General features: G+C 45.8%; 13 protein-coding genes. 8 read left to right on the top strand and 5 right to left on the bottom strand.

What is annotated here, in order from left to right:
- Positions 1-186: 186 nt before the first annotated feature.
- The 3 genes from QUB10_RS01255 to QUB10_RS01265 form a co-directional block, all read right to left on the bottom strand.
- Positions 187-1,518 (bottom strand): serine hydrolase, encoded by a 1,332-nt coding sequence (locus QUB10_RS01255; protein ID WP_333198756.1) that lies wholly within the window; start codon positions 1,516-1,518, stop codon positions 187-189.
- A 291-nt stretch (positions 1,519-1,809) separates the two neighbouring features.
- Entirely contained in the window at positions 1,810-2,142 is a 333-nt protein-coding gene (locus QUB10_RS01260; protein ID WP_006633666.1) for a hypothetical protein, read from the bottom strand.
- A gap of 44 nt (positions 2,143-2,186) precedes the next feature.
- Positions 2,187-2,360, bottom strand: a complete 174-nt coding sequence (locus QUB10_RS01265; RefSeq protein ID WP_333153126.1) for a hypothetical protein — start codon at positions 2,358-2,360, stop codon at positions 2,187-2,189.
- Between the two features lie 276 nt (positions 2,361-2,636).
- Here QUB10_RS01265 and QUB10_RS01270 point away from each other — a divergent pair, with 276 nt between their 5' ends.
- From QUB10_RS01270 to QUB10_RS01280, 3 genes are all read left to right on the top strand, one after another.
- Complete coding sequence (locus QUB10_RS01270; RefSeq protein ID WP_333198758.1) at positions 2,637-4,502, top strand: AAA-like domain-containing protein; 1,866 nt, start codon at positions 2,637-2,639, stop codon at positions 4,500-4,502.
- Between the two features lie 117 nt (positions 4,503-4,619).
- Positions 4,620-5,570: a phytanoyl-CoA dioxygenase family protein gene (locus QUB10_RS01275; protein ID WP_333198760.1), complete on the top strand. Its 951-nt coding sequence runs from the start codon at positions 4,620-4,622 to the stop codon at positions 5,568-5,570.
- Positions 5,571-5,943: 373 nt separating this feature from the next.
- Positions 5,944-6,543: a Uma2 family endonuclease gene (locus QUB10_RS01280; protein ID WP_333198762.1), complete on the top strand. Its 600-nt coding sequence runs from the start codon at positions 5,944-5,946 to the stop codon at positions 6,541-6,543.
- Positions 6,544-6,556: 13 nt separating this feature from the next.
- On the opposite strand, the gene QUB10_RS01285 is transcribed toward QUB10_RS01280, so the two are convergent.
- Positions 6,557-7,315 carry a 5-formyltetrahydrofolate cyclo-ligase gene (locus tag QUB10_RS01285; protein ID WP_333198764.1) on the bottom strand — a complete coding sequence of 253 codons (759 nt, stop codon included), beginning with the start codon at positions 7,313-7,315 and terminating at the stop codon, positions 6,557-6,559.
- A 256-nt stretch (positions 7,316-7,571) separates the two neighbouring features.
- Between QUB10_RS01285 and QUB10_RS01290 the strand changes: the two genes are divergently transcribed.
- The gene (locus QUB10_RS01290) at positions 7,572-10,451 is read left to right on the top strand and encodes an AAA-like domain-containing protein (protein ID WP_333198766.1); all 2,880 of its coding nucleotides are present in this window, start codon (positions 7,572-7,574) and stop codon (positions 10,449-10,451) included.
- 46 nt (positions 10,452-10,497) lie between these two features.
- Here the strand turns inward: QUB10_RS01290 and QUB10_RS01295 are convergent, their stop codons facing one another.
- Positions 10,498-10,962, bottom strand: a complete 465-nt coding sequence (locus tag QUB10_RS01295; RefSeq protein ID WP_333198768.1) for a COP23 domain-containing protein — start codon at positions 10,960-10,962, stop codon at positions 10,498-10,500.
- Positions 10,963-11,305: 343 nt separating this feature from the next.
- Here QUB10_RS01295 and QUB10_RS01300 point away from each other — a divergent pair, with 343 nt between their 5' ends.
- From QUB10_RS01300 to QUB10_RS01315, 4 genes are all read left to right on the top strand, one after another.
- Positions 11,306-11,803, top strand: coding sequence for an HNH endonuclease (locus tag QUB10_RS01300; protein WP_190659271.1), 498 nt, complete (start codon positions 11,306-11,308; stop codon positions 11,801-11,803).
- 238 nt (positions 11,804-12,041) lie between these two features.
- A complete protein-coding gene (locus QUB10_RS01305) occupies positions 12,042-13,316 on the top strand; it encodes a bifunctional oligoribonuclease/PAP phosphatase NrnA (protein ID WP_333198771.1) in 1,275 nt (424 codons plus the stop codon).
- A 359-nt stretch (positions 13,317-13,675) separates the two neighbouring features.
- The gene (locus QUB10_RS01310; protein ID WP_333198773.1) at positions 13,676-13,909 is read left to right on the top strand and encodes a hypothetical protein; all 234 of its coding nucleotides are present in this window, start codon (positions 13,676-13,678) and stop codon (positions 13,907-13,909) included.
- Between the two features lie 280 nt (positions 13,910-14,189).
- Positions 14,190-17,831 carry a diguanylate cyclase domain-containing protein gene (locus tag QUB10_RS01315; RefSeq protein ID WP_333198775.1) on the top strand — a complete coding sequence of 1,214 codons (3,642 nt, stop codon included), beginning with the start codon at positions 14,190-14,192 and terminating at the stop codon, positions 17,829-17,831.
- The last annotated feature ends 81 nt before the right edge of the window (positions 17,832-17,912 follow it).

The following is a 17,912-nucleotide window of genomic DNA, read 5'->3' on the forward strand; positions in this document are numbered from 1 at the left end:
TTCAAGTCCGCGAACGCGGACTTTGTTTGTTTAGTAGCGATTTCAATCGCCGAATTGTCTGATCAACGTGAGATATTGCTTCTCAAGAACAGGCAAGATGCCTGTTCCACAAAGAGTAGATTTTCTTGTGGAAGGGGCCCCAGAGTCCGTTCAAAAGGCTGATTGACAATGGTGCAACATCTCAGATTAACGTAAATTATCCGGTACTCTCGCCGCAGGTTGGTCTAAATAATTGTAAACAATCCGCGAAATTCGACGCACAAAATCTCTCACAATCGGGTCATTGTAAGGACGTTTGACAAAGATTGCCGCTAAATAACGCTTACCGTTGGGCATATCAATAATTCCCGCATCGCCAACCACAAACCCGATATCTCCGGTTTTGTCAGCAATAACTGCACCGGGCCCCAAACCGGATGGCAAAAGCGTTCTAGTTGTTGTGTGCCGCAGTAATTCTAAAGCTTGTTCGCGACTCGATTCAGAGACTAATTTATCGCCAGACAGCATCGCCAGCAACTTTACCATATCCACAGAACTTGTGGTATTTGTTCCTTGAAAATCACCGAGCCAATTGCGAATTCTCGTATCAGTTAATCCCCAATTGCGAAAACGCTCGTTGAGTTTAGCAATTCCCCCCAAACGTTCAATAATCATGTTGGTGGCTGTATTGTCGCTGATGGTAATCATTTTATCTACGGTTTCTCTGATGCTAAACCGAGTGCCATTTGGTCTGTCTTGCATAGTTCCAGAACCGCTGGCAACTAAGTCGGGCTTCATAACTAATGTTTCGTCTAGGCTAACTTTGCCCGCGTCTACATCTTGATAAAAAGCAATCAGAATTGGTAGTTTGATGGTACTGGCGGCCGGAAATACTCGATCGCCCTTGATATCCAAATAGTTTCCTGTATCTAAATCCAGAAAAAACATTCCGGCGCTGAGGGATCTATACTGTGCGATCGCACTTTCGATTTGAGGCTTGATTGCGCTCATTTCGGAACCTGTTGAAATCCCCAAATCAGCGTCATAATTTCTCGGAGTGGCTGAAGAAGCAGTTAGGGGAACTTGACTGGGTTTTTGTTCTATCTGGGTAATAGGTGTTGGTTGCAAAAACTCGTTGCCCGCTATTTGCTCTGGATTTGGCAACTGAAATGACCAGCGCGTGGCAGATTCTCTAATGACTCGGACTTTTTGCGGGTCTAACTTATAACCGGGAGTTAATTGTATCACTAACCTGGTAGTTCCGGTGTCAAATTGCCCGACTCTAATTTGTTGAATAGCTGAATTGTAGCTTTGAGGAGTTTCGGGATATTCCAAAACTATTCCCGGTAAATCAATTACTAAGCGGGTGGGATTGGCGATTAGTTTAACTTCCGGCTGCACTCCTGAATCTGTGGTTAAATTGAGTTGGTTTTCGCGGGCATCGAAGTGCCAAGATGTTAGTGTATCAGCTTTTGCGGGCAGGGCGATCGAGAAAAGACTAAGGGCGGCCGGCAACAGCCATCGCAGTTTTAGAGTCATGTTTAAAGAGAAAAAGTGGAACGGCGGCAGCGATAAAGCGGCAGGAAAAACGTTATCAACCGCTTTCGAGATGAAGCACCTAGCATCATACAGTCAATTCTTGCCCCCAGCCGTATTTTTTTTATTTTCTCTGAGAGTATTCCGTTTCCGGGACTCATATCAAATCCGGTTCTATTACCCCTTTTTCTTCCTGTCTCGCGCAGGCGGACAAAACTTTGTACACTGGCGAATTCTCTTGGCAGAATTCTTATTTTGTAGGCACAAATTTTATTCGCCTTCGATGAATTCAAGTTAGGCGACTTCCCGATTTCTAGCATCTTCGAGGGAGTCGATCGCGGCTTTGAGAAAAACTTTTCCCTTAGCAACAAATCGGCGATCGCTCAAAGGATCGTAAGCTTCCCAATTACCGCTAACTTCGCGATCGCGCCACAAAAACCAGCAGCGGTAGATTTCCCCGCTATCTATATCATCGCACAAAGCCAGCCAATCATCCCCCGTGAGAGCGCTGGCATCTAATGCTACCAATTCCACCCACGCAAGTGCAGTGCAGGCATCGATCGCCTCAGCATCAACCGAGTCTGATTTTGTAGCTATAGGTTGCGGCGAACACAGTGTAGACTTCATAATTTCTCCTTAATTAAATTAAATCAATCAATCAATGAATTTGCCTATTTATGGAACTGACCCGGTACGCCAAGTGGAAAAACTGTGTTTTGATAAATTTCTGGTTGGTCAAATTTACCAGCGGCTGATGCTTCTGTTAAATTATTGAGTGTATTAATTGTGAAAATGGCGGCAGTTCCCAAAGCGGCCATTGCCAGTCTGTGTAAGATTTTGTTCATTTGGGTTCTCCTTTTTTGCTTCGTGTATCTACTCTAAAAAGTTAAATCGTCATTAGCGGCGGAGATTGGGGAGTTAAGAAAAACTTTTTCTCCTCAAATATATTCAACTGTTGAAGCCGTTATCAGGACAGAGTTTGAGGAGTCGATCGCCCCAAAAACCTCTTCAAGTAAAATCCCTTAAATTCCGGCTGGCTGACTATCTTCCTTAAAATCGCCTAAAATAGGGACTTAAGGCGTTAAAATTTCTAGATTCGTTCCCCTTTCAGTGCAAGCGAAGTGCTCAAGTCAAAACGCGATCGTGGTCGCATTCTCACTGCCTCTGGCTTAAAGAAACTTAACGAGGCGCTCCAAGAATGGTCTGACCGACATAACATTAGAGGTACTCTGACGGAAATCGAGGCTGAATCTGGCGTCGGTGCCGATACAGTCAGCAAAATTAAGCAGGGTAGAGAAGGTGCGGATTTGAGTAAAATTCGGCAGTTGTTCGCGGCTTTTGAGATGACTCTGGCTGCTAGCGACCATCGATCGGCTAAACTTGAGGAACCGGAAAATTTAGACGAGCTGGACAATTTGCCACCAGCGGGGGAAACAGCCACCAGCAGCAGAATTGTTAAAGTATTTGTCAGTTATCGCAGCGCCGAACCCGATCGCGAGTTGGGAAAACAGTTAGAAACGGCCTTAAGCGCGATCGGTCATACAGTTTTCACAGCAGAAAATAACATTAGATTAGGAGATAATTGGTTCGATCGCATTAATTTATTCCTCCAAGAATGCGATTATTTGCTGCTACTGTTACCGCCAACGGGAAACCAAAGCGAACTACTAACATATCAAGTTCAGCAAGCAAAAGAACTCCAAGACTCGCGCCATGACAAAAAACCAATAATTCTCCCCATCCGCGTCGGTTTCCCCCTGAACGCGCCTCTAAATCACGACTTGCGGGGCTATCTGTACCGCATCAAACAGAGGGAATGGAAAACCACCGCCGACACTCCAATTATTATCGAAGAAGTTCTGAATTTGCTAGCAGAAAAACCCGCACCGGTTACAGAACAAACGGAAGATTTAACACAAAAACAGCTATTAGAAATTAGCAGCGACGAAATACCTCTACCCGCCGCCGAACCAGAATTACCGGGAGGACAAGTCGATGTCGCTTCTCAATTTTATGTAGAACGCCCGCCCATCGAAGAACGCTGTTATCAAACTATTGTGCAGCCCAGCGCGTTAATTAGAATTAAAGCACCGAGACAAATGGGCAAAACTTCCTTGATGGCAAGAATTTTGCATCACGGAGCCCGTCAAGGCTATTGCACAGTGCCGCTAACTTTTCAGTTAGTAGATAAAGCCGTATTTGCCAACTTAGATAAATTCTTAAAGTGGTTTTGCGCTTACGTCGGGCGCGAGTTGCACTTACCCAATCAATTAGACGATTATTGGGACGAGATTTTTGGCAGCAAAGTCAACTGCAAAGATTACTTTGAAAAATATATTTTGCCGCAAATCGACAGTCCTTTAATTTTAGGATTAGACGAGATCGATCGCGTTTTCCAATATCCCGACATTGCCGAAGACTTTTTAGGACTGCTGCGGGCGTGGCACGAAGAATCGAAGCGGCGCGACATCTGGAAAAAACTGCGATTAATTGTAGTTCACTCCACCGAAGTTTACATCCCGATGAACATCAATCAATCGCCTTTTAACGTCGGACTGCCCGTAGATTTGCCCGAATTCAACTCTCAGCAAATACAAGATTTAGCAGCGCGCCACAACTTGAATTGGTCGGAGGCAGAAGTTGAGGATTTGATGGGAATTGTGGGCGGTCATCCGTATTTAGTGCGAGTTGCATTATATCACATTTCGCGATCGGGTTTGACACTCGATGAATTAAAAGAAACTGCGATCGCAGATGCGGGAATTTACAGCGACCATTTGCGCCGGCAGTTGTGGAATTTAGAAGAATATCCAGAGTTGGCGCAGGGGATGAGAGAGATTGTGGCGGCGGATTCTCCGGTGCAACTAAAGGCGATGCAGGCGTTTAAATTAGACAGTTTGGGGTTGGTGAGATTGCAGGGGAACGAGTGCGTGCCCAGGTGCGAACTGTATCGACAATATTTTAAAACTAATTGGGGAGTTAATTAATTGGAGATTTTAGCTCGTTAATGACGTAGAATCAGCAGTAGGGGGAAAGAGCAGCACAAATATCGCATCATGGCGATCCGGCTTTTCCCTGTGCAGTATCAACGTAAAATAGGATCGATGACTGAAGAAACCGTGACTCTGAGAAAGTCTCTTGACTTAGATAAATTAATTCCACTTCTGCCCCAAGCAGAAGATATTAACTACTGGCGCGAGCTCAACCCCAATTCAACTATTTCCGATCGACCATTTGAAGGCTTTTCAGAAGTGTCGGGAATCCAAAAAGCAGAAATTGACGAGTACAGGCTGCAACTGCGAGAAGAAGGCTATTTCCAAACACCTAGCGTAATACCTGCTGCGACTATTCACCAGATGCGCGACTGTATAGAAAATGTCCGAAAAGCCGGGTTTCCGACAATGTTTGCCCTCGTCTACGATGTCTTCTATCAAGCATTTGGTTACTTTAACTCAACCTTGACAGGAATTTTGGGAAACGGCTACAAGCTAGTTCCAAATTTTTGGGTTTATTACATAGAAACTTCTGACAGTGGCAAAGGATTTGAGCCTCACCGCGACGCCGAGTACGAAAATACTATAGACTCCAACGGTAGGCCGACAGTGCTTACTCTCTGGGTGACAATTACTGAGGCCAATCCCCTCAATTCATGTATGTACATGATTCCGGCAAACCGCGATCCAGAGTATGCTGAAGCTATCAAAAATCTCAAGACGAAAGCTACTAAATTTGCCTTGGAAGATATCCGGGCTTTACCGACACAAGCTGGTACTCTATCGTGCTGGGATCAATACGTTTTTCACTGGGGAAGCCGCAGCAGCAGTCGGGCTAAATCGCCTCGAATTAGCTATGCCGTATATTGTCAGCGAGGGGATATTCCACCAGTTGATGATGTGATTGTCGATATCCCATCAGTGCTTGATTTCCCAACGCGGTTATCTCTGATTTGCAGAGGTTTGTATCGCTATTCTTACGCCAGTTTACAGCCATCCCCACAGGCGGAAGCACTGTTAGATTTCTTGACGAAGCATACAACACCTCTTAAAAAGACTTAATATAATTTTCCTAAAAAGCCAGTCTTCTCAATTCCGGTTGCATAGGAATGATTTAACCGCAGAGGACGCAGAGGACGCAGAGTATCCAGAAGAGAGAGATGGGGATAACTAACGAGGATTTGGTATAATTTCTGTAATTAATAATCAGGTGAATGATACCCATGAACGATATTTTTTTGATAACATCCGATAATTGGCTAGATTGGATAGCCGTATTTGGTTATCTAGGTTTTACTGCTTTCATTGCATGGCGCGTGTTCACCACAAAGTAGATATATCATCAACTTACAGTCTTCTTCTGTCTTGCTTCGCGCCTTTGCGGTTCGTTAAAAAAACAGTAAAATAAGACAATAATCAACTCCCCCCTACAGTTATGCCGCCCGTCGAAACTGTTGCAGCAATTCCGAACGATCTGATTTGGCGCTTGAGCATCGAGCAGTATCATGCGATAATTCAAGCTGGCATTCTCACCGATGATGACTCTGTAGAATTGCTGGAAGGTTGGTTGGTTTTCAAAATGCCCAAAAATCCACCGCATCGAGTCACAACTCGTCTTGTCAGAACAGCTTTAGAGAATATTTTACCTGCGGGGTGGTATGTTGATTCCCAAGAACCGATAACGCTATCCAACAGCGAACCCGAACCTGATATAGTGGTTGTTCGAGGGGATACGCGGCAGTATCTCGATCGGCATCCGGGCGCTGAAGATATTGCCCTGATTATTGAAGTATCAGATACGACGCTTCAGCGCGATCGCACTGTCAAAAAACGGATTTATGCCCGCGCTGGAATTGCGATTTATTGGATTGTGAATCTTGTTGAAGGACTGGTTGAGGTGTACTCTCAACCTCTTGTTGAAGTTGAGCAGCCAGATTACAGTCAAAGGTTGGATTTTGGGCGATCGGCTGTTATACCGATTATTATTGAAGGGATAGAAATTGGGGCGATCGCTGTAGATGCTCTTTTGCCTTGATTGTGATTGAAAGCTATTTGTTATTGGTTAATTGCTCTCTCAACTTTCGCAAAATTGGTATTTTTTCCAACTGTTCCGGCCGTATACTATCCCAGTTTAACCCAATTGGACGCGGATAACTTGTATTAGTCTCAATTACCTCCTCAGCAGTAACAATCCAATTCAGCGCCCAATCGTGAGCTTGCATTGGCAAACGCAAATCTGAGACTATTTGCAAAGGATGCACTGTTGTTACAATTGGCGTATCGATTTGTACTAACCCGAATTCCTTCAACATAGCCAATTCCAAATCGGCAAAACCTGCACCTTTCCCGGTTCTTCCACCGCCCGGCCCTGCTGCTACGCACCCGACTATTACTAAATCAATCGGCTCCATTTCTGCAAAACTTACCAATGTTCCGCAACTCAGTGCTTGGCGGGCGATCGCACTTTCGGCAATTGATATATTTTGCCTCTGCAAATCCTCAGCAGTTAACTCAACAAAACAGCGATCGTCTGTCAATCGCGGCACTGCCATATACAGGCGTTTTCCCTCTTGCAAAGCTTGCATCCGCACCGGATTTTGCGCCGCATCTGGATTGCACTTAATCGTTTTTGCTTGTTGCCATATTGGTAAAGTTGCCAATCTTTCGGCAGCCACCTGTGCACCAACAAAGTTGGGAATATGACCAAACGGATCGCCAATAGATGCGGCTTGCTGAATCAGCAAAGACCAAATTTCAGATCTTAACTTGTCTTTGTCGTCGTTATATCCAGTCCAATCAGTTTTCATGCTGTAAGTAGAAGAAAGTTCGGCAACGGATTATGTAACGGATGTAACGGATGTAACGGATGTCAGGAATAAGGAAAAATGCTCATATAGCAACTTTTTTAGCCCTTTGTATCTGAGATTTAATTAAGTATATTTATTTATTGTGGTACAATTAATCATACAAAATTATAATAACCCCTCGATTCTTTAGTCTCTTAGAGAGGGACTTCGTTTGACTATTGAGCGGTTTAAACCGCCTAAAGTTCTTTTTTATTGTATGAATTTTACCACAAAGCCCAGTTACTATCAAGTCGGCGGCAGTCTCACAAATAACGCTCCCAATTATGTGAAGCGGCAAGCCGACGACGACCTTTATAACGGATTGAAAGCCGGGGAATTTTGCTATGTTTTGAATTCCCGGCAAATGGGCAAATCTAGCTTGCAGGTGCGGACAATTCAGCGGCTGAGAAATGAAGGAATTGCTTGTGCTGCGATCGACATTTCGGAAATTGGCAATCGCGGCGTAACTCCCGAACAGTGGTATGCTGGTTTGCTACGCATTCTCGAAAATAACTTTAACCTGTCGGATATTGTCAACGTGCGGACTTGGTGGCGCGATCGCAATTTTTTAACTCCGGTTCAAAGATTGAGCGAATTCATCGAAACCGTACTATTACCCAACATTTCCAGCAATATTGTCATTTTTATTGACGAAATCGACAGCATTCTCGCCCTAGATTTTCCCGCCGACGATTTTTTAGCCTTAATTCGATCCTGCTACAACAAGCGCGCCAACAATTCAGAGTTCGATCGCCTAACTTGGGCCCTCTTAGGTGTAGCATCGCCGACGGATTTGTGCCGCGAGCAAAATGCCAGCAGCAATACCCCTTTTAATATTGGCAAGGCGATCGAATTAACTGGTTTTGACGAAACAGAAGCTCAACCGCTAGCAGCGGGCTTGGCAGAGCTTACAGACAGCCCTAATGAAGTTTTGAGAGAGGTTTTGTATTGGACGGGCGGGCAGCCTTTTTTGACTCAAAAGCTGTGCAAACTATTGTTGGAAAATCCACAATTAATCCCGAATTTACCCCCCCCAGCCCCCCCTTGCCAAGGGGGGGAGGAAGATGCAGCCCCACCTTGCCAAGGGGGGGAGGAAGATGCAGCCCCACCTTGCCAAGGGGGGGAGGAAGATGCAGCCGCCCGTGGCCAAGGGGGGGAGGAAGATGCAGCCGCCCGTGGCCAAGGGGGGGGAAAAGATAAAATTAACACTTCTAAAGAGTGGGTTGAAAAGGTAGTGCGCTTGAAAATAGTGGAGAATTGGGAATCTCAGGATGTCCCAGAACATTTGTCCACAATTCGCGATCGGCTTTTCAAAGAAAACCAGCGGATTGTGAGGAGACTCGGATTATATCAGCAAATTTTAGAACAAACTGAAATTATCCCCGATGGCAGTGCCGAACAAATGGAGTTGCGATTAAGCGGATTAATCGTTAAGCGCGGGGAAAAATTAACAATTTCTAATCCTATTTATCAAGCTGTATTTAACAAAGAATTACTTGGAGAAAAATTAGAAAAACTCTCGCCTTACTCGGAAGCTATCAAACTATGGCTAAATTCTAGCTGTGAAGATGATTCCCAACTGTTGCGAGGGGATGATTTGCAGTCAGCATTAGTTTGGGCGGCAGGAAAAAGTTTGAGAAACGAAGATTTTCAGTTTTTGACTGCCAGCCAGAAAGTTATTTTGAGCGACCAAAATCAACTGCTGCATTCAGCTACACTCGAAACAAAAAAAGCTGTCTATGATGCCGAAAAAGCTTTGAGTGAAGCTGACTCTGCCAAACAAAAAGCCAAACAGTGGATCGGCATCGGTTCTGCGGTACTGGCAGCATCGTTACTGACAGCGATCGGCTTTTCAACTCTCGCTTACCAGCGGTTTAAACTAGCACAAGCAAGTATTGAGATAGAACAAAATGGCAGCGATGCTTTATTGTTGGCGGTATCTCAAAAAACCGAAAGCACAGAAGCTTTATCAGAAGCTTTACTGAGGGCGATCGCATCGGGAAAAAAGTTAAAAACTTTGGTTAAAAATCAACCACGTCTAGAACAATATCCGGCTACTATACCGCTGCTAGCCTTACAAGTAATCCTCGATAAGATTAGCGAAAAAGAGCAGATTCAATCCTCATCTCTTCCACCACAAATAAAGATGAAGTGGCAAGCTCATATCGGTGCAGTTACCAGCGTCAATTTTAGCCCCACTCACCAAGTTTTAGTAAGCGCCGGAATAGACGATAGTGTTCGGATTTGGAACTTGTCCGGGCAAAAAATTGTTGAATGGAAAGCTCGGCAGCAGTCAGTTAATATGGTAAACTTTAGCCCTAACGGTAAATTTTTAGCAACCGCAGGAAGGGACAGCACAGTTAAAATATGGAATTTATCAGGAAAAAATATTTCTACATTCAAAGGGATTCAAGGCTCAGTTACTAGCATCAGTTTTAGTCCCGATGGACTGTTGTTGGCTGCCGCAGGAATAGACAGCAATGCTGCAATTTGGAACTTGTCAAAACTGCCAAAATCAATATCTTCTAGCGTCGTGAAACTCCCTGGTCACAACGGCTTAGTGAGAAGCGTAAATTTTAGCCCAAACGGCGATTTTATAACGACTTTAGATGGCAACTCAACAGTGCGGATTTGGAATTTGTCGGGCAAGCTGAAAAAAACACTGCCTGTTCAAGCAATTGGGATCAGTTTCACTCCTGCTCCACACCAGTATCGCTTTGCTACAGTAACATTGAATGGCAAAGTTGGGCTGTGGAATTTGTCAGAAAAAGAATTAGTTAAGGAATTTCAAACATTGCATTTAGATGCGAAATCAATTAGTTTTAGTCCCGATGGAGAACGGCTGGCTACAGTGGGAATTGACAAGACTGTACGGCTGTGGAATTTAGCGGGGCGGCAGGTTGCTCAATTTGAGTTTGAGGAAAATGTTGTTAGTGTCAGTTGGAGTCGAGACGGAAAGCAAATTGCTGTAGCTGGAAGCAACGGCACTGTCTGGCTGAGGCAGGTTGAAGGGTTAGAAGAATTGCTGAAGCAAAGCTGCAATTTTTTCACCACTCAACCGAAGTATTTTACAAGAGTTTCAACTCTCTGCAAGTAGGACACAGCATTCCCATGTCCTACCCGTAGCTAATGAGTTATGACTATCAATTTACTTTAACAGGCGAAACACTTACATTAGGATTTGTAACTCTTTTTAAGAGTTCTTGTCGGGCTTGTTCTGGATTTTGGCCTTTGGGTACTTGATATAATAATCTACAGGAACCGTCTTGAGGATTAGCTGCACAAATAATTAGTTGACCGCTGGTCGATGCACCTGCTGTGACAACAGTATCCCAGCTTCCTTGCGGTTGCGAGTTGTTGAGAATTCCTGAGACTCTGGTACACCGAGTAATCGCATCTTCTCCTGATTCATTGAAATAGTTATCAGCTAGCCACAAAATAACGGGAATATTTTTGCCTTGTTGGACAGCAATTGTAGCGGGGCGGCCACCAGCAGCGCCGCAGAAGAATGAAGGCGTTTGGGCAAAGGCAGGACTGCTTGCTAAAATCGGAGCAACAAGGGCAATAATGGACGCGCAAAAAGCTGACTTTAAGAGCCGAAATTCCATGAGCAGTAATAAGCTTTTTCATTTAAGGTTACTAATAGTCTAAAAAGTTAGACTGTTTGTTGCCGGGAAGATTAGGCATTTAGGGAAAAAAATAAAATTTATTCGGCAAATTTTTGCGATCGCACACACTGACCTCATCTAAGCCAAAACTCCGGGAAAAAGCTCGCTGACAAACACCAAATGCCGAAAATAGATGCAGCCCTAGGGGGCGCAGGCGCCAAGGTATAGGGTAAAGGAGTGGTTTTTCACCTTTTTTTGCTGAGCCTCGCTGTTCCTGATGCCGTCCCACCTAAAGTGGAACCTGTGTTAACATCGAAAAAAATATTCTCTTTAATAATCAACAATGGGCAATGTTCTGGTGCTGAACGCCTCCTACGAACCCCTTAACATCACCAATTGGCGAAGGGCGGTAGTTTTGTTGCTGAAAGGAAAAGCAGAACAGGTAGAACACAACGGGAAATTTATTGCGCCAAACTTCCCGCTACCAACTGTGATCCGACTCAGGCATTACGTCCGAGTTCCCTATAAGGATATTCCTCTGACCCGCCGGAATATCTTGCACCGGGACGCACACTCTTGTCAATACTGTAGTTATACGGGGGACGATTTAACCCTCGATCATGTAATTCCCCGATCGCGCGGGGGAGGCGACAGTTGGGAAAACCTCGTTACGGCCTGCGTGCGCTGCAATGTCAATAAAGGCAGCCGCACGCCAAAAGAAGCGGGAATGCCGCTGCGCTATCCGCCTCGGAAACCTCACAGCGGTCTTTATTTTGAAGTCACTAAACACGTTAAGAGCGGTATGCACAAAGAATGGCAAAAATATGTAATAGGCCTTTAAAACCCCTGTCAGCGCAAGCGCGGGGGTTTTTTGCGGGAGTTATCAGTCCTGAGATTGCTTCGTTCCTGGCAACAAACACTCTTTGCGTGAATTAAAAAATTAAAGAGAGAATTTACGCTCTTAAATCAGGTTTTTAGTAAAAAGTATGGGCTTTGACAAAAAGGCATCTACAAAGAAACCGGGTTTAAGATCGAATGTCGTGCAAATCCTGAAATAGTTAAATTGTTAATTTTCAACGATGAAAGACCATCTCCCTAACAATTCCGATGGAACATCCGGCAACCGCGAAGGTGAACTTGAGCCTAGCAGCGAGGTTGTAGCCGGAGTGAGTGCGCCGGGGAAACGGCGCAGCAAAGCCGAAGTTGCTTCCGAAGAGAATCGCGGCCGTCTCCGCGAGGAATTGCACGATCGCAAAGTCGAGCAGTTCCGCCAAATGTTCGATCGGCACAAAGGCACTCGCCAATTAATATTGCTGCAAGATTTTCCCGATCCCGACGCACTTTCCAGCGCTTGGACTTACAAATTAATCGCCGAACAATACGATATCCAATGCGAGATTATCTACGCCGGCGCCCTCAGCCACCAAGAAAATATTGCCTTAGTTAAATTGACAGGGTTGCCGTTGCAGCGGTGGACGGTGGAAACAGTAAAGACTAAGGATTTGTCGGTGTTTCAGGGCTGCGCTTTCATTGACAATCAAGGGACGACTTGTAACTTAACCCAGTATATTTTAGCGGCTGGAGTTCCGATCGCTGCCGTCATCGATCATCACAATTTGCAGGGGGAAATGAACGCAGAATTTACCGATTTGCGCCCTCAAATCCGCGCTACAGCCACGATTTTTGCCGAGTATTTACAGTCTGGACTGTTAACTCTCGACGCCAGCGTCAGTCTGCACATCAAGTGCGCTACAGCTTTGATGCACGGTTTGCGATCGGATACGATCGCCCTCAGACAAGCTCAGGAGGAGGACTTTTTAGCTGCGGCTTATTTGAGCAGGTTTTACGACCCGCAGTTGCTGAATGCGGTGTTACAGTCGTCTCGTTCTAAGTGGGTGATGGACGCGATCGAGCGATCGCTCAAACACCGCACCGTCCAGAACAATTTTTCGATCGCCGGCATCGGCTACCTCCGCTATGACGATCGGGATTCTATTCCCCAAGCGGCGGACTTTTTAGTAACAGAGGAGAACGTACACACAGCAGTTGTCTACGCAATTGTTCACGACAAAGACGAAGAAATTGAAGTAGTAATTGGCTCCCTGCGAACTAATAAACTTACTCTCGACCCCGACGAATTTATTAAAGAAGCCTTCGGTCAAGATGCTCAAGGACGCTTTTTTGGGGGCGGCAGAAGTCAAGCCGGAGGTTTTGAAATTCCCGTGGGGTTTCTTTCCGGCGGGAATGAGAAGAGCGATTATGCAAGGCTGAAATGGGAAGTATTTGATGCTCAGATTAAGCAAAAACTGCTGAATTTAATTAGTCCTAAAGACAATCCTGTTTACGATCATTAACTCTGGAGTTTTTAGGTGCGGTCTTGATTCCAGCAACAGCCTGGGAATGCGATCGCTTTTTGACCTCCGCTTGCTACCAGGTGTTGCCGTGTTTTTTTCTCAGTCCGGGCAAAATCTTAACTTGATAATCAGTCTTGCCCGCACTCTAACTCTCATCAACCGGCTTTTTTAAGTTTTATTGAGGGTTTGAACTCACGCCTAGTGCGCTTCTGCCATCAACAGGCTTTCCGGCCTGTTCCACAACAACTGTATTTTCTTGTGGGTAGTAGGGGTTGGCCAGGAGAATCCGACCATAAAAAGTTTATTGAACATCCTGCAAGATGCCACTTTTAACGAAGTAAGGAGGTTAAAAAACCCTGTTGACTTCTCCAGGACTCACCCTAATAAATTTTATCCCCATTTCCCCAAAATACACACCAAATAAACTGGGTATTTTAACTGTTGTCAAGGGAGGCAACGAAGTATTTTGCTCAAAAAAACCAGGTTGCGGAGCAAATTTAGTTTTAGCGAGTTTACTAAATTCACAATATTTCTTACTTTTTAACAAAAATGCAAGGTGGATTTTTTTTGATATTTTAGTGTTTGCTCGCTAAATTCATCACAATTTGTTATAGTTGGTGCAGGAAAGTTCCGATAATAATTAGTAAAAAAAACCTTGAAAAGAATCAAAATATATACCCAACAACCTAAACCATTGGCTAAATGATATGAAAAAAATAATTGTAGCAGTCAAAAAAAGTTGTGGTTGTCACATGAATATGGTTTTTTTCCTAAGCCCATGTAGCGATTCATACAATTTTAAACAAATTATTATATTTATTTGCCGCGGGTTAGGATAGTAGAAAATAGCTTAAAAAAACAAGGAAGACGGAGATGTCTACAAAACAGACTTTCTCTTGGTCGTTAGAGAAAAGCCTAGAAAAAGTTTCAGAAATTGCACTTAAAATCAACGAGTTCGTGGCTCTGGAGACAATTTTGCAATGTGCGCTAGAAGAAACCAGGTTGCTGCTGCAAACCGATCGTGTAATTATTTATCGCTTCCTATCGCATAGAGATGGCGTAGTATTTGCAGAATCGGTTGATGCCCAGTGGCCGCCAACCCTAGGAAAACAGATTTATGATCCTTGCTTTGAAGCCACCTGGGTAGATCGTTACAGCCAGGGACAAACGAGCAGCATTTCTGATATTCACGCTGGTGATCTTCAAGCTTGTGATGTCGAATTGCTCGATCGCATCCAAGTTCAGGCAAATTTAGTTGTACCAATCTTGTTAGATGGCAAACAGCAGCAATCTCCGAAGCTTTGGGGACTGTTGATTGCTCATCAATGCCGAAGTCCGCGTCAGTGGGAACCTCTCGACCTTGAGATCCTGCAACAGGTTGCAATGCACATCGGGTTGAGGATGCGGCACTTGGAATCTCACGACCCGGTGCTGGGGCCAACTCAACCGCCGGAACTCGAAACAGAACCAAATCGAACTGATCCCAATACCGAAAGCGCGCCAAGAGTCAATCATCACAATTGTCTACAACCAGACTTGGCCTGTTCCCTGAGCGGGGATATTGTCCACCTCAAAGCCTTTGACTTGTTGCAAAACCCGATCTGGATATTTGATATTGAGGATTGGCAAATCCGGTGGGCCAACCAAGCCTCCTTGTACCTGTGGAATGCTTCGACACGACAGCAACTCGCGAGCCACAACTTTAGCGATATGTTGTCAGAGTGTACGCGAATTCGCTTGCAGAGCTATCTGGAGCAGTTTGAGCAAGGCCAAACCTTGTCTGAGCAGTGGACGTTTTACCCGGCCGGTGAGCCTGTTTCTGTCGGCTGTCGGTGCTCTGGCATCAGGATTGATAGCGGGCGTTTGGCAATCCTGGTGGAGGGTAAGGTCGAAACCGCTCCTCAAATCGAACCGGAAACCCTACGATCGATCGAGGCAATCCGACACACCACGCTGATGGTTTCGCTCTACACCCTCGAAGGTGTGCCACTGCTGCAAAACCCGGCGGCGTTGCGCTGTTACGGGGAGGTGCTGCACCGTGGCTCTGCGACAGATAATGCTTTTGTGAGTCACTTTGTTGACTCTCAGGTAGGAGAGCGAGCAATGGCAGCTCTTAAGTCTGGTGAAGTATTTAGCACGGAGGCTCAAGTGATTACTCTGGCGGGAATTCGCTGGCATGGGATGGACGTGCGGTGTACCAACGACCCGGTAACAGGCAACCCGATGTTGCTGGTGAACGAAAAAGACATTACCGACCGCCAGCAAGTAGAAACAGCCCTCCAAAAGAGTGAAACCCGGTTGTCAGAAGCCCAGCGGGTTGCCCACATCGGTAGCTGGGAATTTGACGTGATTGCCGGTAAAATTACCTGGTCTCCCGAACTATTCGAGATTGTGGGACGATCCAGGGCCCTGGGCGAACCTACCTATGAAGAAAACCTGCGGCTTTACCATCCAGAAAGTGCCAAACAGCTACACCTGGTAGTTCAACGAGCACTCTCTCACGCAGAGCCTTATCTATTGCGCCTCAGAATCGTGCGCCCGAATGGTTCTATCCGCCATACCGAAGCCAGAGGACAGGTTCAACTCAATGCAGAGGGAAAAGTCATTCGGTTGTTTGGTACATCCCAAGACATTACGGATCTTGTCCAGGCAGAAACAGAACTCAGAGAATTGAGTACAGCTCTTGCTAATGCCGTTGAGGGCATCTCGCGGCTGGATATTTTCGGACGGTACATCACCGTTAATCAAGCCTACGCGAATCTAGCAGGTTATCAGCCTGAAGAAATGGTTGGTATGAGTTGGCAGAAAACAGTTCATCCCGAAGACTGCGACAGGATGAGGGCCGCTTATCAAAAAATGCTAGCCGAGGGCCGAGTGGAGCTTGAGGCCCGGGGTATCCGGAAAGATGGCTCGATCTTTTACAAGCAGGTGGTGATGTTGGCAGCCTACGACTCGCAGGAGCGATTGAGCGGGCATCACTGCTTTATGAAAAATATCACCGATCGCAAGCAAGCAGAAGCAGCATTAAAACAAGAGTTCGAGCGTCTGGCGGTGGTGATTGCCACCCAACAGGAAATCGCCACCCCCAATCCTAACCTGGATGCAGTGATGGCGGTGATTACCGATCGAACTCAAAAATCGCTCGGTGCCGATGGGGCCGTGATTGAAATGCTGGAAGGGGATGAGTTGGTGTATCGGGCAGCCAGCGGTATCGCCAGCGCCTATGTGGGATTACGGATCAAAGTAGGGACAAGTTTATCGGGAAAATGTATTGCGACCGGCCAAATCATGCTTTGCGATGATTCACAAACCGATACACGGGTGGAGCAGTCTGTCTGTCAGCGCATTGGTATCCGGTCACTGGTGGTTGTTCCCTTGTTCTATCAGGACGATCGGGTTGGGGTCTTAAAAGTTGTTTCCGCTACACCCTGTGCCTTTACAGAGTCCGATATTCATACCTTACAACTGATGGCGGGGTTTTTGGGGGGTAGCCTGCATCTGGCTTCAGAGTTTGATGCTAAAAACATTCTCCTGAGTCAATTACAGGAGAGCGAGGAACGGTATCGTTCTGTGATTACAAGCATGACTGAAGGCGTCGTACTTCAGCTAGCAGACGGACAAATTACTACCTGTAATGATAGTGCCGCAAGGATTCTCGGACTGACCCCCGAACAAATGATGGGGCGTACATCCATAGATTTAGACTGGCGAACCGTTCACGAAGATGGCTCTCCTTTCCCCTGCCAACAGCATCCGGCAATGATTACCCTACGGACGGGAAAACCCCTATCAAATGTGGTGATGGGCATTCACAAATCGGATAAAACGCTGACTTGGATTTCGATCAATTCGCAACCGCTGTTCCAGATGAATCAGTCTCAACCCTATGCAGTAGTAACGACTTTTGCTGATATTACAGAACGCAAGCAGGCTCTTGAGATGCTCAGACACCGGGCGGAACAAGAAAGATTAATTGCTACGACAGATGGGTTAACACAAGTAGCAAACCGCCGCTGTTTTGATGAGCGATTGCAGTCGGAATGGCACCGACTGATGCAGGGGAAACAACAGCTTTCGTTGATTATGTTGGATGTAGATTATTTCAAGCGATATAACGATTGCTACGGACATCAAGCTGGGGATATTTGTTTAGTAAAAGTGGCTTCATCGGCGGCACTTGCGGTTAAACGTTCATCGGATCTGTTTGCACGTTACGGGGGGGAAGAATTCGCTGCTATCCTACCGAATACGGATGCGGATGGCGCGATCGCAGTTGCTGAGTCGATGCGTCAGGCAATCCGAGATTTGGCAATCCCTCACGATCGATCTGATGTGAGCCCGATCGTGAGCGTTAGCATAGGAATTGCGACTGTGATTCCCTCCTTGGGAACCTCACCGGATGAACTCGTTGCCCTCGCCGATCGAGCATTATATGATGCGAAACGACAAGGGCGCGATCGCTACACAAGCGCAAACCAGATGACAGCGCCAGAGGTTAATCCAGTTGTAGAATAGGCAAAAGATGTCGATCGCGCCCAACTTCACCGATAAGTTCGTAGGCGTAAGCCGGGGCGTAGCCATCGCACAACTATACAA

The sequence above is a fragment of the Microcoleus sp. B5-D4 genome, assembly GCF_036705145.1.
Classification (GTDB): Bacteria; Cyanobacteriota; Cyanobacteriia; order Cyanobacteriales; family Microcoleaceae; genus Microcoleus.

What these genes read in the sequence shown, in the direction of transcription:
- QUB10_RS01255 (WP_333198756.1), bottom strand. Translation starts at nt 1,518, where the DNA reads ATGACTCTAAAACTGCGATGGCTGTTGCCGGCCGCCCTTAGTCTTTTC.
- QUB10_RS01260 (WP_006633666.1), bottom strand. Translation starts at nt 2,142, where the DNA reads ATGAAGTCTACACTGTGTTCGCCGCAACCTATAGCTACAAAATCAGAC.
- QUB10_RS01265 (WP_333153126.1), bottom strand. Translation starts at nt 2,360, where the DNA reads ATGAACAAAATCTTACACAGACTGGCAATGGCCGCTTTGGGAACTGCC.
- QUB10_RS01275 (WP_333198760.1), top strand. Translation starts at nt 4,620, where the DNA reads ATGACTGAAGAAACCGTGACTCTGAGAAAGTCTCTTGACTTAGATAAA.
- QUB10_RS01280 (WP_333198762.1), top strand. Translation starts at nt 5,944, where the DNA reads ATGCCGCCCGTCGAAACTGTTGCAGCAATTCCGAACGATCTGATTTGG.
- QUB10_RS01285 (WP_333198764.1), bottom strand. Translation starts at nt 7,315, where the DNA reads ATGAAAACTGATTGGACTGGATATAACGACGACAAAGACAAGTTAAGA.
- QUB10_RS01290 (WP_333198766.1), top strand. Translation starts at nt 7,572, where the DNA reads ATGAATTTTACCACAAAGCCCAGTTACTATCAAGTCGGCGGCAGTCTC.
- QUB10_RS01295 (WP_333198768.1), bottom strand. Translation starts at nt 10,962, where the DNA reads ATGGAATTTCGGCTCTTAAAGTCAGCTTTTTGCGCGTCCATTATTGCC.
- QUB10_RS01300 (WP_190659271.1), top strand. Translation starts at nt 11,306, where the DNA reads ATGGGCAATGTTCTGGTGCTGAACGCCTCCTACGAACCCCTTAACATC.
- QUB10_RS01305 (WP_333198771.1), top strand. Translation starts at nt 12,042, where the DNA reads ATGAAAGACCATCTCCCTAACAATTCCGATGGAACATCCGGCAACCGC.
- QUB10_RS01315 (WP_333198775.1), top strand. Translation starts at nt 14,190, where the DNA reads ATGTCTACAAAACAGACTTTCTCTTGGTCGTTAGAGAAAAGCCTAGAA.